Origin of the sequence: Shewanella canadensis, assembly GCF_003966225.1 — a bacterium.
GTDB lineage: Bacteria > Pseudomonadota > Gammaproteobacteria > Enterobacterales > Shewanellaceae > Shewanella > Shewanella canadensis.
Genome location: NZ_RXNU01000002.1, coordinates 42,685 through 64,881, shown reverse-complemented (window position 1 = coordinate 64,881; position 22,197 = coordinate 42,685). Strand labels below are relative to the sequence as shown.

The following is a 22,197-nucleotide window of genomic DNA, read 5'->3' as shown; positions in this document are numbered from 1 at the left end:
GGCGATGAACGATAAGAGTAATACTGATACTGAGCTTAAGCCGACTTTTTTCAAGCGAGTTCTGGGCTGGGGGAGGCAGCTTGCTCTCTTGATACTGTTTTCCATGGTGTTCAGCGCGGGTCTCGATATGTGGCGAGGCAAAGATATCCCCAGAGACGATCTTCCCAATATCTCGGGGATTAGCCTGAAAGGGGAGAGCCTAGATATCGCCGCCTTGAGTAAAGACCAGGCTGTATTAGTGTACTTCTGGGGCACCTGGTGCCCTGTGTGTAATTTCGTTAGCCCCGCAGTGGATGTTCTGGCGACGACATATCCGGTCGTCACGGTCGCGATGAATTCGGGAGCCGATGACAAGATGGTCAAATATCTCAAGCACAAAGAGTATGATTTTGAGGTGATTAATGACTCGAGCAATGACATTGCCAGAGACTGGTCGGTACAACTGACGCCGACCATAATGGTATTCAAAGATGGCGAGCTTAAACATTACACCACCGGGTTTACCAGTCTGCCGGGCATGTGGTGGCGAATGCTATTTACCGGGTAAAAAAAGCTTTTCTGTTCCTGTTTTTAGCTAATCGATGCGGTGGTCAATATCGATCACCGCATCTACCTCTACCTCTATTTCTAATCGGTTTTGAAACTAATCTCATAGTTTTCATTAATGGTGAAGTTGAGTGTCGTACCTAGCTCTGCCAATGGACTCTCGTCGCCTATGTAACTTAGTTGGCCTTGTGCCACTGTATCACCTGAATTAGAGAGGAGTTGGTAGGTAATCAATCCAATTTGCTTTTGTGGGGAGAAGTAGATCGTTTGGTGGCTTCTCGGTTTGATGGCCGAGAAGGAGAGGTCGTTCGATGGGAAAGAGAAATTTAACGCCGAGTAGCTTTTATCAGACTGGTTATCAACCACGACTTTGGGAGACAGGAAATGATAAGCGATGGCGCTTATCATTATGAGTAAACAGAGGCCGAACGCGATTCTTCTCTTCATACCTATTTCGCTGCGATGAGTCGCTGTGATGATGACATCTCCAGATTAAGCTATTTTGCCTTCGCTGTGAAATCTATTGGGATCGAAAGGGCCGAGGTTGACGCTGGTTTTTGAGCCTGTGATTATCTCACTCACCAGTTTGCCGGAGATAGGGCCCAGACTAAGTCCCATCATGGCATGCCCCGTAGATACCGTCAGGTTAGTGTATGGGTGACAGCGACCTATGATAGGTAATCCATCGGGAGAGCAGGGCCTGAAGCCGGACCAGAATTGGCTTTGGTCGATATGTTCAGCCTTGAATGCGGGCAGATAACGACCAGCTGACTTTAGTAATCCCTTAATCCTGTTCTGGCTGATGCCTCTTCGCTCCTGATTGGCCAGTACCCCCAGCTCCATCGTGCCGCCGAAGCGGATCTCATTGTTAAATGGCGTGACCGCGACTTTAGCCTCGCTGAGAATGAAGGGGGTTTTACAGTCGAAAGTCGCGTGAGCATGTTGCTTATTGGGCACGTTATTTAAGGTGATGCTGATCCCTTTCCCCGCCTGAACGGGGAGCTTCAACCCTAAGGTCTTGCCCATTTGTCCTGACCAGGCGCCATTGGCAAGAATAAACTCATCGGCGCTAATAACCCCCTTTTCTGCTCCCTTGGTATAGTGCGCCGAGACGATCGTGTTTGGTTCGGAACTATCGGCAGGTGAATCACCGCTAGAGAGGAATTTGGTATTAAAGGAAGTGACCTCTGCGTGTTCGATAAACTCAACCCCCCCGGCTTCAAGATAGGCTCTTAAACTGCTGAGTAACTCATAGGGGGCGATGTGTGCATCTTCCGGGTAATGGGCGGCCCCGATGACATCGAAGTCGATATTGGGTTCTAAACATTTAAGCTCAATTGGGCTGAGCATCTTTGCATTAAGGCCCAGTCTGTTGGCCTGCTTGACGGTTTCGGCCTCCTCCTTTAACCCTTTATCTGTCTTATAGAGCATTAACAGACCTTTCTGATAAAACTGAAATTCAAGGGCATCTTCAGCATTGAGCTCTTCATAGAGGGCTAAAGACTTAAGGTTGATATCTAAGATGGCCTCTTGGCTATTTAATGTGTGTTGCTTGGTGCATTTTTTAGAGAAGGACCAGAGCCAGAGTAAAAAGTCGAGATTGAGGCTCGGGCGCACGAAGAAGGGGCTCTGAGGGTTTAACATCCACTTTAAGCCTTTTTGTATCATACCCGGCGCCGCCAGCGGAACGAAGTGACTGGGCGTGATATAGCCGGCGTTACCGAAAGAGCAGGCCTTGCCAATCTCTCCTTTATCTATGACTACCACCGACCTACCAGCCTTGTGTAGGTAATAAGCGCTACAGAGTCCGATAATTCCGCCGCCTATCACGGCCACCTCTTTGTTTTCATTTCGATTAGTTTCTGGTTTCATCATCAGTGTCCGGGGGAGTCAATGGTGACAAACTACCTTGGGTGGGCGGTTAAATCTTGTTCTCAATCAAGTTTTAACCAGAAAGTGATTTAACATGAATTATTTTGTAGAAGAACACGGTCTGTTAATTCAATGTAGCTGTAAAGTTGTCGGTTTTGGTGTTTATCCTATAGTGATAAGGTGGTCGAGGCCTGATATGAAACCGTATTCGTTATTGAGTTGGGGAACGTCGCATGGGTAGAGTCATTTCATCATTATCTGAACTAAGTTCTTTGGTTATCAGGAGCCTGGCTCTGATTCTTGTTTTTAACCTTAGCCTGTCAGTTAATGCCGAGCCGTTAAAAGTGGGGGAGATAGCACCAAACTTCACCATCAATCAAATCGATAATGCTCCTTTCAAACTTAGTGAGTTTAAGGGGAAGCAGTCAGTCTATCTGGTCTTTTGGAACACCTGGTGTGGCCACTGTATGAAGAAGGTGCCTCAGTTGATGGCCATTGAGCGTGAGTTCGGTGATCAGGTTAAGTTACTTGCCATCAATACCAGCTGGAGTGACTCTTTAGCCGATATATCTCAATTTCAGGCAAGGTTCGAGGCTAATTACGCTATCGCCTTCGATGAAAATGCCGACATTACCCACAGATACGGGGTGATGGGAACACCTACCGGTTTCCTTATCGATATCAATGGGGTAATAAAACAAGTGGATGGGATAACCCATACGTTGGCGGCCAATATTGAACAGTGGAATAGAGTCTCCGACAGTGAAGAGAAGCCTGTGGTGTTGGCGGGAGCGGTGTGCGACAAGGACCGCTTATGTTAGAAAAGAGCATGTTAGAAAAGAGTCAGTTAGCAAAGCAAACCGCTTGCTCGCGTAATCACGACAAGGGTCCCACATCTGTCGGGGCAGCTAAGCGTGAGCATGGGTCAATTAAAGCTGAATTTGTCAGCGCCTATGATTCCGGGCTCAATCGGCGTGCTTTTTTAAGGCAGACCGGAGCCGCGGCCGTGTTGCTCGGCTTGCTTGGGGCTAAACCCAGTGTCGGGCTGGCACAAGAATCACCGGATAAAGTAGAAAGCGATAGAGCATTAGCAGACTTCAATGCCTATAGCCGCGCGGTTGTCGAGGCGGTGCAGTTGCAGCTATTTCCCGATGATGGCGATGGCCCTTCGGCGACACAGCTTAATGGATTTCAGTACCTGAGTTGGGCATTGGACGACCCTGAAAATGCAGCCGATGGTGATAAGGCATTTATTCTCAAAGGTGTCGGCTGGTTAGAGGAGCAGTCAAACGCGACTCTGGGCGACAGCTTTATAAAACTAACGCCCATTCAACAAGATATGGTGATGAAGCAGATTTCACAAACCCAGGCGGGTGAAAACTGGTTATCGTTACTGCTCTATTATCTACTCGAGTCACTGACCCTGGATCCTGTCTATGGCGGTAATCCCGATGGTATTGGCTGGAAGTGGCTAGAGCACCAGCCTGGTTTCCCCAGGCCCGTTGAAGGGAAAACCTATTTAGATTTTAGCTAATTAGACTTTAGTTAATGTAACTCCTCTCGGTTTCAGATTTAGGCTGCATAACATATGAAAAAGACTAACGAATTTGATATCTGTATCGTAGGCAGTGGTGTGGGCGCAGGTCCAGTGGCCCATGAACTTGCCAAGGCGGGGTACAGGGTTGGCGTGCTCGAGAAGGGGAAGTGGTTTAAAGAAAGTGACTTCTTCAAAGATGAGCAGCTGGGACGTCATAGAGTATTTCGCTCTCAATTTAAGGATGAGCGGCACACCTTAGAGGAGCCCATCGGTGACGGCACCTGGTCGAGTGAGACTACCGCGCAGTTTTGGGGCGGCAATATTGTCGGTGGTGCCTCTAACTTTATGAGTGGTTACTTTCATCGACTCAAGCCACAGGATTTCCGCTTAGTCAGTGAGTTTGGTGAAATAGAGGGGGCCAATACCGTCGACTGGCCAATCGGCTATGACGAGTTAGAACCCTATTACACTAAAGTTGAGCAGCTTGTCGGGGTGTCGGGCAAGGTGGTTGAACATCCTCACCTGGAGCCGCGTTCGACCAAAGATTTCCCCTTTCCTCCCACCGCGGAACATCCGGTCGCGCAACGGTTCGATTTAGCCTGCAGATCACTTAAACTCCACCCACTTCCCATGGCGAGAGGCATCCTGTCGGTGCCCTTTAATGGGCGTTTGAGCTGTGAGTATTCCGGCTATTGTGGCAGTTATGGTTGTCACTCCGGTGCTAAAGCCAGCTCTCGGGCGGCCTTGTTGGATGACGCCGTTGCAGGCGGCAATTGCGAGGTCATCACCCAAGCGAAAGTGTATCGGCTTAACACCGACGATACGGGTAACGTGAGCTCCCTCGATTACTTTGATAAGGATGGGCACTCACAAGGTGTCACCGCCAAGATTTTCGTGGTGGCCTGTTACTCCATCGAGAGTGCGCGTCTGTTATTAAGTTCGAACGGCCACAAACATCCCAACGGCATAGGTAACAGCAAGGGGCAGGTAGGTAAGAACCTGCACTGCTGCGCAGGTGGAACGGGTCATGGCGTGTTTAAACTCGATAAGCTAAAAGAGTTTGAGGCTAAGCAGCTCAAGATCAGGGGACCCTTCTTCAATCGCGCCTTGCAGGATTGGTATGTCATAGATGACAGGTCGGTATCAGATAAGCCGATAAAGGGGGGCACCTTAGATTTTGTGTTCGATCCGCCATCACCCACTGCGGAGACGTCGGGACTTAAGTGGCAGGGGGACAATCTGTTATGGGGCACGCCGTTAAAGCAAAAGATTAAGGCGCACTTTACCCAATCGAAAGATTTTAAGTTTGAGGTGTTCTGTGACTGGCTCACTAACGACGAATGTTATGTCAGCTTAGACCCTGATGAGAAAGATAAATGGGGCCAGGCTGTCGCTAAGGTGCGTGCCGGTTTTCACCCCCACGATGAGAAGGTCGCTCAGTATCTGGTGGATCGCGGCGTCGAGGTGATGAAAGCCATGGGGGCCGATGAGGCCTGGGGCAATGTGTTTACCTCGCCGACATCCAACCTGGTCGCGGGAGGCTGCCGTTTCGGTAATGACCCTGACACCTCTGTGCTGGACAGAAACTGCCGGGTGCATGACTGCGATAACCTCTATGTCACGGATGGAAGCTTTATGCCTAATGGTGGCTCTGTCACTCCGACACTGACCATCTATGCTAATGCGTTTCGGGTTGCGGATAAAATATTGGAGCGGCTGAAGAGCCTAGAGCCTTCGCTCTAGTATTAGCCTTCAAGCCTTATCGCATCTATTGCCCTATTTCAAAAATTCAGCAATTGAACGATAAACTGATTCACATTCACTTTTAACAAGATCTTCCATGTTCATAAATGTGTGGATCATATCGGGGAAGTGGATGAGCTTAGTGGTAACGCCTGTTTTATTGAGCTTTTCAATATAGCTTGTACCTTCGTCACGCAGGGGACAGAATTCGACGGTAAAGACCAATGTTGCGGGTAAACCATGGGTAAACTCACCATGCAGTGGTGACGCTTTTCTACGATCGTCCCCAGCATTAAAGTAGTTGTCGAAGTACCAGCCAATTTTACCTTTCTGCAGTAGGTAACCCTCTGCATTTTGTTCAATAGATTTGCTCTGCATGGTGTAATCCAGACTGGGATAGATCATGACCTGTTTATCGATTATCACTTGGGTATCGAACTGGGCTTTTGCACTGACACTAGCCACTAAAGCGGCGCCACCAGAATCGCCAACGATAGATAGTTTGGGTTGGAACTCTACCTTGCGACCATTAAGCGTCGTCCAGATATTCTGCACCACAGCATAGGCGTCATTTAAACCTGCCGGGTAACGGCATTCGGGGGCTAAGCGATAATCTACCGAGACAACAATATGTTGTGTCGCGTTGGCTAGCTTGCGGCAGATGGGGTCATAAACTGTGATACTTCCTGCCATGTGTCCACCACCATGGAGGTAGACAATAACCGGTAAGGCTTTTTCCGGTGCTGGGTGGTGGATACGTACCGGAACATTATATTCATCATTAATAACCAGATCATCTCCCACCCATGCGATCTCTGGGATATCAGTGACTAGCCCTTTGGTTAAATTAGCCAACCCTTCGCGGGCATTGGTTGCGGTAGGCTTGAATCCATTTTCAATGAGTATGGCAATTTGTTGGTTAAAGTTCTCGAGCCAAGGCTGCAGTTTTTCGCTTACTTTACGCACTATTTTTATTCCTATGCCGGGGTCGTTGCTGTTTCTTATCTCGGCTTACTTGAGAAAAGCTGGGTTATTTGAACTGATTTTAATCATACCTAATATGCTCAGCGTTTATTTTCCCGATTTTGCATAATTGTATTGCCGATACAAGTGTCAGGCTAATTAGGTCAGTTTAAGTCCGAATCAAAGTGGTAAGCACACTTAGCCTATTAGGTGTGCCTACCACTGCTGCGACAATGTTTGCACAAGATTAACCTTGTGAAGCCTGAATTGCCGTTAGGGCAATGGTGTAGACAATATCGTCAACCAGTGCTCCCCGCGATAGGTCGTTAACGGGTTTGCGCATTCCCTGTAGCATAGGTCCAATACTGATGAGCTCGGCACTTCTTTGTACTGCTTTATAGGTGGTATTGCCGGTGTTCAGGTCCGGAAAAACGAATACCGTTGCCTGACCCGCTACAGGGCTATTTGGTGCCTTAGATTGTGCGACATTTGGCACAACGGCTGCGTCATATTGAAGCGGACCATCTATGATGAGATCCGGCCGTTTCTCTTTGGCAATATGGGTTGCTTCACGCACCTTGTCGACATCAGAACCGCTTCCTGAACTACCTGTCGAGTAACTGATCATAGCGACTCTCGGTTCTATGCCGAATGCGGCGGCCGATTCAGCCGATTGAATGGCAATATCGGCGAGTTGCTCGGCATTGGGATCGGGGTTAATGGCGCAGTCACCGTAGATCAGCACCTGATCTGGCATCAACATAAAGAAAATAGATGATACCAGGCTGGCTCCTGGGGCTGTTTTGATCAGCTGCAGTGGAGGTCGTATGGTATTAGCCGTAGTGTTAACCGCACCGGAGACAATGCCATCCACCTGGTTTTGAGCGACCATCATGGTGCCGAGCACCATATTGTCCTCTAGTTGCTCCTTTGCAACCACTTCGGTCAGCCCTTTGTGGCGACGCAGTTCAAGCATAGGCTCAACATAATGTCCGCGGATAGTTTCCGGCTCAATAATAGTGACCCCTTCTCCCAGAATCACTCCTTGCTGTTTGGCAATACGTTCGATCTCTTCGGTATTACCCAGTAGAACACATTTTGCGATGCCGCGCTGGGCACAGATACTTGCAGCCTCGATTGTTCGGGGCTCATTACCTTCGGGTAACACCACTGTTTTACAGGCTGCTTTGGCCAGTTCGGTTAACTTATATCTGAATGCCGGAGGTGAAAGACGATGTTCACGTGGTGAGTTTTCCGTCACGCTTTTAATCCAGCTTGGATCGATATGACTTGCGACATACTCCTGACACTCCTCGATACGCACCGCGTCATCGACAGGAACTTCATAGTTGAAGCGCTGAATATTCAGTGAGGTCTGCCAAGTATTGCTATCGGCAAGGAAAACCGGAAGACCGGTTTCGAAGGCTTGCTCACATAGAGTCATCACTTCAGGTTCGGGATCATAATTGCCTGTCAGTAACAGGGCGCCAATATTCACTCCGTTCATCGTGGCTAAACAGGCTGCGACGATGGCGTCGGATCGATCCCCTGAGGTGACGAGTAGTGAATCGGTTTGTAGGTGTGAGACCATGTTAGGAATACTTCTGGCACAGAAGGTGACCTTGCGGAGGCGACGGGTATTCATCTCCCCGGCATTAATAATTTTAGCGTTTAGGTGTTTGGCGAGATCTGATGCCCTTGGTGCTACCAGGTTTAAATTGTAGGGAACAATTCCCAGGACCCGAACCGGACTTTTACCGAGAGGTTTAAACATGCTCCTTGTATTTAGACCTTGTGGCCGTCTATTGTTTAAGACCTCTGACATATCGGGTTGGGTACGCCCTTCATCATCGACTGGCGCCCCAACTTTATTAATAATTGCGCCAATGAGGCGCTTGTTTTTGGCTCCACCCCAGGTGTTATGCGCTATCTCAAGGCGATGCATCAAGGCTGTTGCTGTCTCATTGCCTGGCGTGGCGATAAAGATGATATCGGCATCGAGGGCCTTTGCGATAGCGTAATTTATATCACCTGAAAATGGGTGGTTTCTTGTCTGTACGAGTCCCTCAACGATTAGAGTATCCGATGTCTCGATATGTTCAGTGACGCGGGCAATGATCTGTTCCATCAGGATATCGGTTTTGTTGGTCCGGATCATGTCTTCGGCGTACTTCATAGAGAAGGGCTCGAGGGGGTTAACCGTTGGAGATTTACTCAGAATTGTTGTGGACCGTTCGGATCCCTTGTCGTGGGGTCTTTGTTGGGCAATGGGTTTGAAGAAACGAATTTTTACCCCATGATGTTCAAATGCGCGAACTAAGCCCAGGCTGACAGAGGTCAGGCCTACACTGGTTCCAATGGGGATGAGCATGATATTACGAGACATAGAGACCTCTTTGACTGCGCGAGCTTTTGCGCTGAATATTTTCCAGAAACTCAGTCACCGCTGAATTTCTGGATTAATAAGCATGTTTTATTATCAGAGTGATACGTGGGATTATTTAATCAGTGCCATTGTGTCTTGGGCGATAACCCACTCCTCATTGGTCGGAATAACCATAGCGACAGGGCCACTGTCTTTAGTTATCTTGCCTCGATTGCCAAAGCGAGCAGCTTGGTTACGTTCGTTATCGAGTTCAAATCTGAATACCTCCAGTAAATTGAGGATTTTTTCTCTGACGAGAGAGGAGTTTTCGCCTATTCCTCCGGTGAACACTAAGGCATCTAATCGACGTAAAGGCACGGTATATGAGGCGATATACTTAGCCAGGCGATAACAGAATATCTCCAGTGCGAGACTCGCTCCTTTATGCCCACGCTGGACACCCTCTTCTATACCCCGGCAATCATTGGTCAATTCAGAGATCCCGAGTAAGCCGCTTTGGTTGTTTAGCAGGTGATTGACTTCATCTAAGGTGTAACCGAGTCGATTAACCAGATGGTAGATAATAGATGGATCGAGATCGCCGCATCGGGTTCCCATCACTAAGCCTTCTAACGGTGTTAGTCCCATCGAGGTGTCTACGCTCTTACCACCTCTGATCGCCGTTATCGACGCGCCGTTTCCAAGGTGGGCACTAACAATATTGGTGTCTTCGAGTGGTTTGCCAAGAAGCTTTGCAGCTTCACGACTGACAAACAGGTGGCTGGTACCGTGCATGCCATAACGGCGAATACTATTTTCACGATACAGCTTATAGGGAATGGCGTAGATGTAGGCCTTTTCTGGCATGGTCTGATGGAAAGCGGTATCAAATACGGCGACCTGTGGAAGGGACGGAAATGAAGCCTGAGCCGAGCGAATTCCAATCAGGTGTGCAGGGTTATGTAACGGTGCCAGGCTTGCGCAATTCTCAATGCCCTTGATTACGGTTTCATCGATAAGTACGGATTGAGTAAATTTCTCTCCACCGTGAACGACCCTGTGTCCAATGGCCAGGATCTGTTCTTTAAGCTGTGGATCATCAGATAAGATGATGTTAACGATATATTCAACGGCTTCACGGTGTGCGGTAAATGCACCGAGATCGGCCTCATGCTTTTCTCCGGTTACTTTCCATTTAATACTGGCGCTTACTAACCCAAAGCATTCGGCAAGCCCAGAGAGCTGCTCATCGCCTGTTATGGCATCGATAATTGCAAACTTCAGTGAAGAGCTTCCGCAATTTAGAACTAATACGAGTTTGTTGGACATGATTAAACCTTGTGAACTTTAGATAACACCTGCTCAATTGAGCAGGTGTTTTTTAGATGTTGAAGTGTGCAGACCGGGAGAGTCAGAAGATAAAAAGATTAAGGCTGAAGTTGGCACAGAGAGTCAAAATCTACTCTAGCCTGATAATCGACGCCCGGCAGTTCGAAGCCATTAAGCTGCATGAAGTCTGTTTTATAACCTTGATAGTCGCCTACTAAGGCAAAATTATCCGGCGCAATTTTAGCGATCAGTTTATCGACTTCACTCTGAACGCCAGCATCGAGCTCCCAATCATCGATACGGATCAATCGCTGGTTATCGACCGGGATAGCCGATTTATCACCATAAACCCGCTGAGCAAACAGCCTTTGCATCTGTTCGATGCAGCCTTCATGCAGTCCCTTCTCTTTCATGACTTTATAGAGTGCAAGGATATAGGGGGAAAATGCCGGGATATAGACACTGGCCTTGGTGACCAGGGCTTTACACACAGAAACGTGCGCCGTTCCGCCAATCTTTGCCAACTTATTATTAAGCATATCGCCGGTAGCATGCAGATGCGTCTTGGCTCTGCCGAGGGTTCCCTGGTGATAGATAGGGTAGGTACTCTTGGCGCCAATATATGAATAGGCCAGTGTTTTACAACCTTTGTCCAATACATCGGCTTCGGATAAGATCTCTATCCAGCTTGCCCAGTCATCGCCGCCCATCACTTTCTCGGTGGCATCTATCTCTTCATCTGTCGCCGTACCCACTGTCATCTGTTCCATGGTATCGGTTTCGATATTGATAGTCGGTCCGGTTACCGGCTCGCCGATTGTCTTGATTGATGAGCGCCACAGCTCTCCGGTTACCGGATCGGGTCTTACACCCGTTGCTAAGCTGTAGATAACAAGGTCAAGCTTGCCACCAAACTCAGACTTTATGTAATCGATAACCTGCTCTCGAGTCTGTGGTGAGAAGGCGTCGCCGACAAAGTTCTTCGCAATTAGTCCCTGTTTCTCAGCTTCTTCACGGAAGAAGATATTGTTGTACCAGCCAGCCGTTCCAATACCTTTCTCACTCGGGCCACGTTCGAACGATACGCCTATGGTATCCGCCGATGCGCCCCCGAAGGCCAGTGAGATGCGGGAAGCTAAGCCGAAACCGGATGATGCACCTAAGATGAGTACTTTCTTAGCACCATTAACGATAGGCTTTTCAGCTTTTACATAATTGATCTGGTTAATAATGGCTTGTTTGCAGCCTGTTGGATGTGCATTGCGTGCAACGACCCCTTTAACTATGGGTTTAATAATCATCATTTACTCCTGAATATAAAATTAATCTGCCTTGGGGGGCATTACAGTGGCCATGCCTTCGATAACCACTTTGTTGTGCTGGTTGATGCTGCGGGTCCTGAGCTTGACTATGTTCTTGTTTGTGATTATCTCGGCGACCTCGACTTCTGCGCGTATGGTGTCACCGATATAGACCGGTGCGATAAAACGCATATCCTGACCCAGGTAGATGGTTCCGGGGCCGGGTAACTGCATCCCAAGCACTGCCGAGGTCAGGCCGGAGACTAAAATGCCATGTGCAACTCTCCGACCAAAGACGCTTTTCTGGCCTGCTAACTCACTCACATGAACTGGATTTATGTCCCCACTGATCCCGCAAAATTGCAGTATGTCAGATTCGCTTATGGTCTTCTCAAATGACGCATTCTGGCCGATAGCAAGCTGGTTAATTGTATATCTCATTGTATTTACCCGTTTAAAAGAGTAAGCCATTGTGATTAATGCTTTTTAGTCAATGGCTTAAAATGAACCTTCCAGTCCTCCTAAATGCTGTTATTAAAGGGGGACTGGTGTTGGTGGAATTAGGCGGCGTTGAATACGGTTAAGTCGTCATCCTTTGAGTTAAGGGTGAGCCCCATGGGTCGGTCGATAAAGATCCGCTTATCCATAATTTTTAGATCTGCGCCGATCGTGGGGCAGAACTCCATCTGATCTAATATGTCATGCTTGAGATCTACTCCCGGGGCAATCTCAATCAACTCGAGTCCCTCCGTGACCAACTTAAATACGGCGCGCTCGGTGATATACAGAACCGGTTTGTTGTTCTTTCTGGCGATATCGGCCGCGAATGTGATCTGACCGACCCGATTAATCAGCTTTTTAATCTGGCCTTCTTTGACGATTCGTAACTCTCCGTCCCCCGTTTCAATCTGCAGCTTTCCTGCGGTGAATGTGCCGCAGAAAAATACCTGCTTGGCATTCTGGGTGATATTGATAAATCCGCCGCAGCCAGCAATTTTAGGACCGAATTTTGAGACGTTCAGATCGCCATTTATGTCACACTCTGCTAGCCCCAAGAAAGCCTGATCGATTCCGCCACCATCGTAAAAATCAAACATTTGATCTTGGGTTATCACAGACTCAGGGAAAGCCGATGCCCCAAAGCTGAGTCCACCGGCCGGGGTTCCGCCAATAGCTCCAGGCTCGACCGTTGCAATAACCTGATCCGTGATCCCCTCCTCATCGGTGACATTGGCAATCACTTCGGGGGCGCCGATGCCGTAATTTAAGATGGCACCCTGTCTGAGCTCCATCGCCGCACGGCGGGCGATGATTTTCTTAGCATCCAGTTGACGCGGCTGCGGTTTGCCTATTTTCCCGTCTCCGCGTCCGCAGTAGGCGGGGTTCATCTGCTCAGCGAATGTCTGCATATGCGCTTCACCCTCTGCAACGACAACCGCATTGACAAAAATCCCGGGAATGCGGACCTGTTGTGGGGCTAACGTTCCAGCTTTGACGACTCTTTTGACTTGTACTATCACAGTGCCGCCCATATTGGTGACAAGCTGTGCAGCTGCCAGGTTTTCTAAAAACAGACACTCATCTTCCATGGTGATATTGCCGTTCTCATCAGCCGTTGTGCCTCTTAGCAGTGCCACATTGGCATCGAGTCGTTTATAGAACAGGTACTCGTTATCATCTATGGTCATCAGTGATACGCGATCTTGTGTAGTGATGGCGTTAATTTTCCCGCCACCGAGCCTAGGGTCGATAAAGGTGCCGAGGCCGACATGTGACAATGTGCCGGGTTTACCGGCTGCCGAATCTCTGAGCAGTTGTGCTATCACTCCCTGAGGAAAGTTATAACCTTGTATCTGCTCCTCATTGGCCATTTTCTGGAGTCGTGGAATGAGCCCCCAATGCCCTCCCAGAGCCATGCTGACCATACCTGGATGTGAAAGGTGATTGGTGGCCTTGTCTTTACCGTCCCCCTGACCGGCGGTGAAGTAGATCTCTAAATTATTAGGGTGCCCGGTTGAAAGGAACTGTTCACCGACGGCTTGCTCTATCGCTTCAGGAACAACCGCACCTATGAATCCGCCTAAAATCACCTTATCTCCATCCTTGATTAGGGATGCAGCTTGTTTGGCTGTGAGTACATCAACTTTCATAATAACTTCCTTCAGAACCGAATAATTCAAGAAACCAACAGCCCATAGGTAAAGTGGCTTTAAGGTAATGAATGAAGTTTATAATCTTGTTATTGATGAGAAAATAGATGAAATTCGGAAAGATAATTGCATTAATGGGATAATTGCGGTTGGAGGAAACATTAAGTTTTTTGGGATGTAAGGCGGTGTGGTGTTGCTTCTGAATAATAGTCAGTTTGAAGAGAAGGGCCGATAATATGGCTATTGAATCATCTAAGCTCTTACCCTATGACTAACTGCATGAGTATGAGCTTAGATATGTCGCTGCCAGTGGCAAATGGCTGGAATTTTAGATGATTATTATGTTTCTTGGCTGATCTCTTGAACTCGTTTGAGTAGGAACTCCTTAAAGTTGACACATCTTGTTGGCATCTGCTTTCTTGGCCTGAAATAGAGGCTGAACTCAAACTGGCTATTACTATAGTTATCGAGTACCGGCACCAAGCGGCCATCAGCAAGTTCATCTTTAATCAGTTGATTTGGCAAGTAGGCTATGCCAGCTCCTGTTAGGGCCACAGTCTTCAAAAATTCGCTGTCTTCCACTTCAACAGTTTGAGCAATATCAACGGTAGTAAATTCTCCGTCTAGTTCAAATACCCACTTATTGCCACCGACTAAAGTTGAGGCATATAAGCAGTTATGCTTCTTGAGATCCTCCGGGAATTCAGGACAGGAAAACTGTTCAATATAGCTGGGTGAGCAACACGCTTTTAGGGGGTATTGAAGTAGAGAGCGTTTAACCAGCAGGCTGTCTTTTTCCAGGTAGCCTTGGTAAGTAGCATTAGCCCTGATAGAGAAGTCGACCTCATCGATATGGTCAACATCATAAGCGGTTTCAACGATTCGAAAGGAGACATAGGGGTACTCGCGTAGATACTCGCCTACGATCCGGCTGAGGAAATTTTTGGCAAAAAGTGGCGTGCTCGCTATACGGATCACCCCGCGGTCTTCATTACCCAGGTTTTGTATTTCGGTGAGGATGTCATCAATTTCGGTGTTTACATGGCAGAATCGATCGAATAACCGTTCTCCCGCCTGTGTAGGTACTACTTTACGGGTCGAACGCTTGAGTAAGCTGACCCCCATATTCTCTTCCAGTTCAATAATCCAGCGGCTACCCGCCGAGGCTGAAATTCCATACTGCTTGGCAGCATCGCTAAAAGAACCTGTTCGAACCACGTGTAAAAAGTAAACGATTTTATCGAGCATAGAAGTTTCACTATGGGCAGAGAAGGGAATAGCCAAACATATGAGTATGACTGCTATATATTATTGATACGTTAAGTAGCTTAATATTGATACCAATATTTGAAAAGAGATATGAGTAACAAAAAAGAAATTACCTCAGTCGTCGATATACTATCCCGAATTAGCTATTCTTAAAAGAATTTTATCCCTTATATGCAATAGTGTTTTGACTTATTGATACTAATCATCGAACCGTTCTAGGCCTAATATAGGTGCAAATTAAAGCAGATATCGCCGTGGTTATTTGGCGCTCTCTGGCTTTCCTATATGACTAAATAAAGGTGGTAGAACTATGCTGGCTAACAAAGTTTGTATTGTAACAGGCGGGGCGCAGGGAATTGGGCGTTGTATCGTTGAAACATTTGCGAAGCAGGGAGCATTAAAAGTCTATGCCTGCGATATGAATCATGAAGCGATGGTAGATCTGGAAACTCAGTACAGTAATGTTTGTGCTAAACAGCTTAATGTTTGCGATAGGGATGCTATCAAGATGCTGGTGGCAGAATTGAAAGAGGTACATGGCAACATCGATGTGTTGGTTAATAATGCCGGTATTACCCGAGATAATCTTCTGGACAGGATGAGTGAAGATGACTGGGATATGGTGGTCAATGTCAACTTGAAGGGCGTCTTCAATATGACTCAGGCGGTTTCACCTGTGATGATTGAAAGTGGTGTCGGTTCAATCATAACCATGTCATCGGTCGTCGGTACCGACGGCAATGTTGGTCAGAGTAACTATGCCGCGACTAAAGGCGGTGTGATCACTATGACTAAGGGCTGGGCAAAAGAGTTTGCACGTAAAGGTGCTCAGGTTCGCGCGAACTGCGTCGCGCCCGGCTTTATCGAAACCCCAATGACCATTGAACTTCCGGAAAAAGTACTCGATTACATGAAAGGGAAGACACCACTGGGGCGTATGGGTAAGCCTCAGGATATCGCCGATGGTGTCTTGTTTCTGGCCAGCGATAACGCCAGCTTCATCACCGGACAAACACTAAAAATTGATGGCGGCTTGGTGATCTAGGAGGCAGTATGAGAAAGGTATATATTGTCGGTGCTAAACGCACCGCACTAGGTAGTTTCGGTGGAACTTTAGCTTCTGTTCCAGCTTTTGAGCTTGGAGGTCACGCGATTAAAGGGGCGATTGCTCAAGCCGAGATCTCTGCTCGCTGTATCGATGAGGTGGTAGTAGGTAATGTGTTGAGTGCGGGTCAGGGCATGGGTCCTGGCCGACAAGCCGCACGTTTTGCAGGCATACCCGATGAGGTTCCGGCCTACTCTCTTAATATGATCTGTGGCAGTGGTATGAAGACGGTTATAGAAGCGGCCAGTAAGATCAAAGCCGGTGATGCAGAGATCGTGGTCGCTGCGGGCATGGAGAATATGTCTAGTGCTCCATACCTCATGAGCAGCAATAACCGTTTCGGTGCCAAGATGGGTGATCAAAAGCTAGTTGATTCAATGATCCATGATGGACTGACAGACGTCTTCAACCAGTATCATATGGGAGTGACTGCCGAGAATATTGCTAACAAGTATGAGATTAGTCGTGAGACTCAGGATCAGTTTGCACTTCGGAGTCAGCAGAGGGCCTGTGCCGCTATTGAGGCCGGACGTTTCGAAAATGAAGTCGTGCCAGTTGAGGTGATGCTTCGTCGTAAGCCGGTGATGTTTAATCGTGATGAGTACCCTCGTACCGATGCCACAATTGAAAGTCTGGCTAAGCTGCGGCCCGCATTCGATAAAAATGGTTCGGTGACCGCGGGTAATGCTTCCGGGATTAATGACGGTGGTGTGGCATTTGTTATCGCATCACAAGAGGCGGTCGATGAGTACCAATTGCAACCATTGGCAGAGATAGTGAGCTACGGTCAGGGGGGGCTCGATCCCGCATATATGGGACTTGGGCCGATACCTGCGATCAGACAGGCGCTACAGCGTGCTGATATGCCTTTAGATAAGGTAGAACTCCTCGAGTTAAATGAGGCCTTTGCTGCTCAGGCGATAGGTGTGATGCATGGCCTTAGTGAAGAGCATGGCGTCTCGCTCGACTGGTTTGATAATAAAACTAACCTTAATGGTGGCGCCATTGCCTTAGGTCACCCCCTAGGTGCTTCCGGAGCACGCGTATTAACAACACTGCTCTATGAGATGCAAAAGCAGCAGTGCAGTTACGGACTTGCCTCCTTGTGTATAGGTGGGGGAATGGGAACTGCGGTCATCATCAAACGATGTGTAAATTAATTCCTTTCATCATAAACCTGTAAAAGAGTGCCCCCTTTGCCGTCCATTTTATCTGGACGGCTTTTTTCGGTTCAAAAAATAACTTGAATATAAGTTTGTGCTAAAAGGGGAGTATTTTTTCTTGCATGTCGAGTTTTATTTAGTGTAATACCAATCGGTATAACAAAATGCTCCATTCAGAGTTTTGTACACTCGATGCAGTGCTAATGAGCTTAAACGTGGAGTAATAATGTTTAAGCTCGTTGCCTCTCTTTATATTAATTTATGAAATCTTAAATTGTCCCACCAACTTGCTCAAATTACCTCCTTCCAGAGATACTGTTTGGCTTACTTTGTCGGCATCTTCACTGGAGTGAAGTAGATCGCTCACTATATCTTTTATCGCAAAGACGTTACGGTTTATCTCTTCAGTAACCGAACTTTGCTCTGTCGCAGCAGTGGCAATTTGAGTACTCATGTCGTTGATCGAAGTTACTGCCGAAGTCACCGCCCCTAGACTCTCCGATATCGCCCGTGAAGAATCCACCGAGCGGATACAGCTTTGCTGACTATCGTCCATGCTCTTAACCGCTTGGGAGACTGAGGTGTGTAGCTTAGATAGCATTTCGTTGATCTCCAGAGTACTGGCCTGAGTGCGACTGGCTAAGTTACGCACCTCATCGGCAACCACTGCAAAACCGCGCCCCTGTTCTCCGGCCCGCGCCGCTTCGATAGCCGCATTTAAAGCCAAAAGATTCGTTTGTTCGGCAATACTGCCAATCACAGTTAGGACTGAGTCGATCTTATGTGATTGCTCACTCAAAGATTTTACGTTGATTGCTGCGTTGTCAATTTGCATCATTAAGGACGAGACCTCGGTTAAAGAGCTATCAACACACCCTTGTGCCTTGGTGACATCACTGGTAGCAGCAAGGGTTGCATCGGCCACTAAGGAGGTGTTCTGGGCCACTTCATTTGCTGTAGCCGACATCTCGCTCATCGCCGTTACTACCTGGTCTGTTTCACTGTTATGGTTTATCAACTTACCCGACATAACCTTAGTCTGCTCGCTGATATTTTTAGCTGCCAGTCTCACTTTTCCTGTAGCTGAGGCGACATCACCAATAATATGCTGCAACTTGTCAACAAATAGGTTAAATGAACGCCCAAGCTGAGCGATTTCATCTTCACCTTTAATATTCAATCGTCGGGTCAAGTCCCCCTCGCCCTTAGCTATGTCGTTTAAGTTAGCTGCCATATTTTTAATCGGCACGACTATGTGTTGTGCAGTAAATATAACAAATAATGCGGTTGTGCCGGTTAGCAAAAATGCAATTATCAATATCCCAATAGATTTATCTTTCATCTGATTAGTTGAAGTGGCTTTATAATTGGCTACTACATTATCTATATCATCAATATAAACACCTGTTCCTATCATCCAGTCGGTATTAGGAAGCATCATAGTAAAGCCAATTTTCTCGATTTCCTGGCTAGAGCCTGGCTTTTGATAAAAGTAGGAGTAATTACCGTCACCGTTTTTAGCTGCATCGAGCAAGCCTACAAGAATTTTTGTACCTCTTGAGTCTGTCAAACCTATTTTATTTTTCCCTTCATACTCAGGTTTTAAACCGTGGACAATATTTTTACCACTGGAGTCATAGATGTAGAAGTAACCTGCATTGCCAAAACGAATATTGCGTAATGCCTGGTTAACATCACCTAGAGGTTTTAGGGATAATTGATAAGCCACTATCCCGGCAGCAATTTCGGTTGCTTCTTTAATATGATTTTTTCTTTCATCAATTAACTGAGTCCTAAAAGTGACAACATCGTCTTCGAGCGAGGCCTGTTCGAAGACATAGGAAACAGAAATAAGAAGTGAAATTGAAATTAAAAATGGGAGCAAAGCAAGAAGTAATAATTTATTACGTAAATTGGAGTTAAACATGTTTTACTACATCCTATAGAGTTGAAGTTATATTTAAGGACTATAGCTAGGGCACTACACCCGGTGTTATTGATAATTTCTCAGGTTTGTTTTAATAGGGCGCTAGATATAACTTTATTCCATGCAGATAAAATCTATGCAGGTAATATATTTGTTTTTTGAAAAGTATCGCCCGTGATGCAATATAGAATAGATTTTCTGAGTTTATGCATCTGAAATTAACAAATAATGGCGGCCAACAAAAAAGTGACACCGTTAGGTTAATGTTAGGAGGCAGGCCATGATTTTGCCCTTACTAGCTTTATGATGGGGACAAGTTGTAGCTGAAGATATAAAAAGCCGCTTTAGCCTGGACCAAAGCAGCTGTTTTTACCGTTTGCTACTAACCGAAGCTGACTCTGAGTGTGGTCATGACCGCAGTATCATCGATATCTTCATCGGCGTGCCCTGCGCGTAGCTCAACCGAAGTGCCTTTACTGAACTCGTAGAGGGCCTTGATATCAAAGAAGTTACCATATGTATTATCTCTATAGAAATCGGGCAATACGGTGCTTAGATCGGCGTTATAGAGATCTAGTTCCATACGACCTGCGGCTAAGGTCACCGTTAACTCATCCATTGGAGTCCAGTTAGCACGCACACCATAGATAATGCCATCTTTACCGGTATTTCCGTTGAAGTCACCTAAACCACCGAAGAACTCTGTGCGGGTAGGGTTGATTTCGTTGCGAGGAGAGTTGTTGATAAGCATAGAGTAACTATCCCATCCACGTCCCACCTGGCCTCCATCACCGATGCCGGCAACTTGAGCTTGTATTTGGAATTCTGGTGTTATCTGATAGCCCGCTTCTACGAATGCTGCCCAGCTATTGTTTCCCCAGAAGTAGTTCGCCTGTTCTGCATTTGCGTCAGACAGGTTGAAGTTAGCCGCTGTTTTGAATGAAAAATCGCCTATCGTCTTTCCCAGGTAAGGAGAGATGTTATGGAAATTGTCGATAAAGTATGGATTAGGAAATTCATTAGGAAAATCCGGAGCCGATTCACCATCGAAATAGGCCCAAAGTACGCCCCAGTCGAGACCACTTTGGTTACCTATGGCGGCAATGGTGTACATGTTCAGATCGCCCGTCGATAACGGAGCGACACTGTTCTGTGAAAAATCTTCAGAAAATCTGAGATCGTATAGTCCGATTAACCCAAGGTAGCCACCATCTGTCATGATAGTTTTCATAGCAAGGATACGATCCCGGCGGTCATCTTGGATGTTAAAACCATAAGCCCAACTGGCTTCCTGGCGACCCACACGGAATAACCAACCATCATCTCCTTTGTATTGAAGGTAAGCCAAATCTAAGGACAGAGAGTCGATATTCTTATCGCTTGTGTAGTCGCTACCCGAACCACCGCTGTGACGACGATCTCCAGCCCAGTCATAGAAACCTAACATGCGGGTGTTGATGGACCATCCATTCTCGTTCGTCAAATTCAGTGTTAATCTGGCTTGAGATTGAGCGCCCTTAACGTCGTCACCAGTATTGAAGTTTCCTTCGCCGTTATCGACGTTATAGGCTTTTACAAAAGCATCAGCCTTAAACTCTACAGTTCCGACATTATCAAATTCAACCGTTACTGCATGTAAAGCTGGAGACATCATTCCCAGAGAACAAGCAAAGGCTAAGGCTGTCAGCTTGGTTCCGGATTTATTGTTGTTCATCATCTATTTCCCTCTATTTTGTTTTATTTATATTCTTGGTATTTCTATTTTGGTATTTAATTCAGGTGTAATTAAAACGCATCGATTACCGGGCCACTTACGTAGTCGACCGCACAAGCTGTACCCTTACAGTCGCTTGTCAGCATCTTCACTAAGATGGCACCACTATTAATTTTGCTGTTGAAGTGTCCGACACCATCCAGATCTCCACCGGATAGGTTATAGGGGCTCAAATCACTGAAGTTGAAGTCGAGTGCACTTGCAGTTGTGCCAGCTCCCAGCTGTAGTTGGGAAATGACATTTGTTTCTGGTGTGAATAGCGCTCCTTTTGAACATGTACTTCGGCCGGAGGTTGTCGTGCAGTGGATCTGATCATGTAAGCCAGCCGTCAAACTGTAGAATCGATTTTCCGGGTGCTTCGAAGGTAGGTTGCGCATACTGCGAGAGTAATAATTGCCAGTCCAGGCATTTTGTCCCCACAGTGGTGAGAAGCTGCCATTATCGGGATATAGCCCAAAGGTGTTAGCGTCATAAAGGTTCTGACTGCCACAGGTTGGTGCTAATGTATTGGCGTATCCGGTATATAAACATGATTGCAGCCCACGAATGGCACCGGCGATATTGATAAAGCGTTCGACTTTATTCCAGGTTTGATGCTTGTATAGGCTGGAAAGTGCCATTGATACACCGAGAGAATGAGCCACTATGTTGACCTTTGACTGGCCGGTATACGCCAGTACATCATCGATAAATTGATGAATAGTTTCCTGTTTGCTCGCATCATGGTAATTAAGCTGCGGGGATTGTCGTTGCTTAGTAGAGAGATAAGTTACCCCGAATAACTCACAGTCATTGTAGCCAGCCTGTTTGAAGGACTCATAGACAGAAAAGGGAGCTTGCGGGTAGCTTTCTGGGGTGGCACTCGGTGGGAGTGCCCAGCCGATGGCATTGTCTCCATTACCATGAATAAAGATAACCGGTGTTTTGTTTGCCTGGCAGCTTCCCCCTCCAAATCCACCGCTAGGATACTTGTCTTGGTTTATGAAGTTATCTGAAAATTGATAATTAGAATCAGAGCAAATAAATCCATTATGATTATTGCACTCTACCGAATGAGCCGAAGAAGATATTAATAGGGCAGGTAATATCCATAAATGCATTTTTAAACCATCAATCATTTCTAACATCCTCATCATCAATAAAGTTACGATTA

General features: G+C 46.9%; 18 protein-coding genes. 6 read left to right on the top strand and 12 right to left on the bottom strand.

Translation table 11 applies throughout. The features are described from left to right. The first annotated feature begins 4 nt into the window (after nt 1–4). Nucleotides 5–547 (top strand): protein disulfide oxidoreductase, encoded by a 543-nt coding sequence (locus tag EKG38_RS03820; RefSeq protein WP_126518870.1) that lies wholly within the window; start codon nt 5–7, stop codon nt 545–547. Between the two features lie 80 nt (nt 548–627). On the opposite strand, the gene EKG38_RS03815 is transcribed toward EKG38_RS03820, so the two are convergent. After that, entirely contained in the window at nt 628–993 is a 366-nt protein-coding gene (locus EKG38_RS03815) for a hypothetical protein (RefSeq protein ID WP_246033076.1), read from the bottom strand. Between the two features lie 45 nt (nt 994–1,038). Further along, complete coding sequence (locus tag EKG38_RS03810; RefSeq protein ID WP_126518869.1) at nt 1,039–2,421, bottom strand: NAD(P)/FAD-dependent oxidoreductase; 1,383 nt, start codon at nt 2,419–2,421, stop codon at nt 1,039–1,041. Nucleotides 2,422–2,651: 230 nt separating this feature from the next. Here EKG38_RS03810 and EKG38_RS03805 point away from each other — a divergent pair, with 230 nt between their 5' ends. Genes EKG38_RS03805 through EKG38_RS03795 form a run of 3 tightly spaced genes read left to right on the top strand, consistent with a single transcriptional unit; the run spans nt 2,652 to nt 5,698 of the window. Next, complete coding sequence (locus EKG38_RS03805; protein ID WP_126518867.1) at nt 2,652–3,239, top strand: peroxiredoxin family protein; 588 nt, start codon at nt 2,652–2,654, stop codon at nt 3,237–3,239. Beyond that, nucleotides 3,233–3,952 (top strand): gluconate 2-dehydrogenase subunit 3 family protein, encoded by a 720-nt coding sequence (locus tag EKG38_RS03800; RefSeq protein WP_126518865.1) that lies wholly within the window; start codon nt 3,233–3,235, stop codon nt 3,950–3,952. The genes EKG38_RS03805 and EKG38_RS03800 overlap by 7 nt, the downstream gene beginning before the upstream one ends. A 54-nt stretch (nt 3,953–4,006) precedes the next feature. Further along, nucleotides 4,007–5,698, top strand: a complete 1,692-nt coding sequence (locus EKG38_RS03795) for a GMC family oxidoreductase (RefSeq protein ID WP_126518863.1) — start codon at nt 4,007–4,009, stop codon at nt 5,696–5,698. Between the two features lie 33 nt (nt 5,699–5,731). Here the strand turns inward: EKG38_RS03795 and EKG38_RS03790 are convergent, their stop codons facing one another. The 7 genes from EKG38_RS03790 to EKG38_RS03760 all read right to left on the bottom strand — a co-directional run bounded on the left by EKG38_RS03790 (nt 5,732) and on the right by EKG38_RS03760 (nt 15,054). Further along, complete coding sequence (locus EKG38_RS03790) at nt 5,732–6,664, bottom strand: alpha/beta hydrolase (protein WP_126518861.1); 933 nt, start codon at nt 6,662–6,664, stop codon at nt 5,732–5,734. A gap of 244 nt (nt 6,665–6,908) precedes the next feature. After that, a complete protein-coding gene (gene pta / locus EKG38_RS03785) occupies nt 6,909–9,047 on the bottom strand; it encodes a phosphate acetyltransferase (RefSeq protein WP_126518859.1) in 2,139 nt (712 codons plus the stop codon). Between the two features lie 111 nt (nt 9,048–9,158). Beyond that, nucleotides 9,159–10,355, bottom strand: a complete 1,197-nt coding sequence (locus EKG38_RS03780; protein ID WP_126518857.1) for an acetate kinase — start codon at nt 10,353–10,355, stop codon at nt 9,159–9,161. A 98-nt stretch (nt 10,356–10,453) separates the two neighbouring features. Then, nucleotides 10,454–11,659 (bottom strand): enoyl-ACP reductase FabV, encoded by a 1,206-nt coding sequence (gene fabV / locus EKG38_RS03775; RefSeq protein ID WP_246033075.1) that lies wholly within the window; start codon nt 11,657–11,659, stop codon nt 10,454–10,456. A gap of 18 nt (nt 11,660–11,677) precedes the next feature. Further along, nucleotides 11,678–12,097: a MaoC family dehydratase gene (locus EKG38_RS03770; RefSeq protein ID WP_126518855.1), complete on the bottom strand. Its 420-nt coding sequence runs from the start codon at nt 12,095–12,097 to the stop codon at nt 11,678–11,680. A gap of 119 nt (nt 12,098–12,216) precedes the next feature. Continuing rightward, nucleotides 12,217–13,806 (bottom strand): acyl CoA:acetate/3-ketoacid CoA transferase, encoded by a 1,590-nt coding sequence (locus EKG38_RS03765; RefSeq protein WP_126518853.1) that lies wholly within the window; start codon nt 13,804–13,806, stop codon nt 12,217–12,219. A 339-nt stretch (nt 13,807–14,145) separates the two neighbouring features. Beyond that, nucleotides 14,146–15,054 (bottom strand): LysR family transcriptional regulator, encoded by a 909-nt coding sequence (locus EKG38_RS03760; protein ID WP_126518851.1) that lies wholly within the window; start codon nt 15,052–15,054, stop codon nt 14,146–14,148. A 331-nt stretch (nt 15,055–15,385) separates the two neighbouring features. Here EKG38_RS03760 and EKG38_RS03755 point away from each other — a divergent pair, with 331 nt between their 5' ends. Together EKG38_RS03755 and EKG38_RS03750 are read left to right on the top strand one after the other, a co-directional pair. Next, nucleotides 15,386–16,120 (top strand): beta-ketoacyl-ACP reductase, encoded by a 735-nt coding sequence (locus tag EKG38_RS03755; RefSeq protein WP_126518849.1) that lies wholly within the window; start codon nt 15,386–15,388, stop codon nt 16,118–16,120. 8 nt (nt 16,121–16,128) lie between these two features. Then, a complete protein-coding gene (locus tag EKG38_RS03750; protein ID WP_126518847.1) occupies nt 16,129–17,340 on the top strand; it encodes an acetyl-CoA C-acetyltransferase in 1,212 nt (403 codons plus the stop codon). Between the two features lie 262 nt (nt 17,341–17,602). Here the strand turns inward: EKG38_RS03750 and EKG38_RS03745 are convergent, their stop codons facing one another. From EKG38_RS03745 to phaZ7, 3 genes are all read right to left on the bottom strand, one after another. Next, nucleotides 17,603–19,270: a methyl-accepting chemotaxis protein gene (locus EKG38_RS03745; RefSeq protein WP_126518845.1), complete on the bottom strand. Its 1,668-nt coding sequence runs from the start codon at nt 19,268–19,270 to the stop codon at nt 17,603–17,605. Between the two features lie 382 nt (nt 19,271–19,652). After that, a complete protein-coding gene (locus EKG38_RS03740; RefSeq protein WP_126518844.1) occupies nt 19,653–20,987 on the bottom strand; it encodes a DUF1302 domain-containing protein in 1,335 nt (444 codons plus the stop codon). A gap of 68 nt (nt 20,988–21,055) precedes the next feature. Continuing rightward, a complete protein-coding gene (gene phaZ7, locus EKG38_RS03735; RefSeq protein ID WP_126518842.1) occupies nt 21,056–22,162 on the bottom strand; it encodes an extracellular native short-chain-length polyhydroxyalkanoate depolymerase PhaZ7 in 1,107 nt (368 codons plus the stop codon). Nucleotides 22,163–22,197: the final 35 nt, after the last annotated feature.

Bases quoted from the DNA above. Each gene is read 5' to 3' on its own strand.
- EKG38_RS03820 (WP_126518870.1), top strand. From the start codon at position 5: ATGAACGATAAGAGTAATACTGATACTGAGCTTAAGCCGACTTTTTTC.
- EKG38_RS03815 (WP_246033076.1), bottom strand. From the start codon at position 993: ATGAAGAGAAGAATCGCGTTCGGCCTCTGTTTACTCATAATGATAAGC.
- EKG38_RS03810 (WP_126518869.1), bottom strand. From the start codon at position 2,421: ATGATGAAACCAGAAACTAATCGAAATGAAAACAAAGAGGTGGCCGTG.
- EKG38_RS03805 (WP_126518867.1), top strand. From the start codon at position 2,652: ATGGGTAGAGTCATTTCATCATTATCTGAACTAAGTTCTTTGGTTATC.
- EKG38_RS03800 (WP_126518865.1), top strand. From the start codon at position 3,233: ATGTTAGAAAAGAGCATGTTAGAAAAGAGTCAGTTAGCAAAGCAAACC.
- EKG38_RS03795 (WP_126518863.1), top strand. From the start codon at position 4,007: ATGAAAAAGACTAACGAATTTGATATCTGTATCGTAGGCAGTGGTGTG.
- pta (WP_126518859.1), bottom strand. From the start codon at position 9,047: ATGTCTCGTAATATCATGCTCATCCCCATTGGAACCAGTGTAGGCCTG.
- EKG38_RS03780 (WP_126518857.1), bottom strand. From the start codon at position 10,355: ATGTCCAACAAACTCGTATTAGTTCTAAATTGCGGAAGCTCTTCACTG.
- fabV (WP_246033075.1), bottom strand. From the start codon at position 11,659: ATGATGATTATTAAACCCATAGTTAAAGGGGTCGTTGCACGCAATGCA.
- EKG38_RS03770 (WP_126518855.1), bottom strand. From the start codon at position 12,097: ATGAGATATACAATTAACCAGCTTGCTATCGGCCAGAATGCGTCATTT.
- EKG38_RS03765 (WP_126518853.1), bottom strand. From the start codon at position 13,806: ATGAAAGTTGATGTACTCACAGCCAAACAAGCTGCATCCCTAATCAAG.
- EKG38_RS03760 (WP_126518851.1), bottom strand. From the start codon at position 15,054: ATGCTCGATAAAATCGTTTACTTTTTACACGTGGTTCGAACAGGTTCT.
- EKG38_RS03755 (WP_126518849.1), top strand. From the start codon at position 15,386: ATGCTGGCTAACAAAGTTTGTATTGTAACAGGCGGGGCGCAGGGAATT.
- EKG38_RS03750 (WP_126518847.1), top strand. From the start codon at position 16,129: ATGAGAAAGGTATATATTGTCGGTGCTAAACGCACCGCACTAGGTAGT.
- EKG38_RS03745 (WP_126518845.1), bottom strand. From the start codon at position 19,270: ATGTTTAACTCCAATTTACGTAATAAATTATTACTTCTTGCTTTGCTC.
- EKG38_RS03740 (WP_126518844.1), bottom strand. From the start codon at position 20,987: ATGATGAACAACAATAAATCCGGAACCAAGCTGACAGCCTTAGCCTTT.
- phaZ7 (WP_126518842.1), bottom strand. From the start codon at position 22,162: ATGATTGATGGTTTAAAAATGCATTTATGGATATTACCTGCCCTATTA.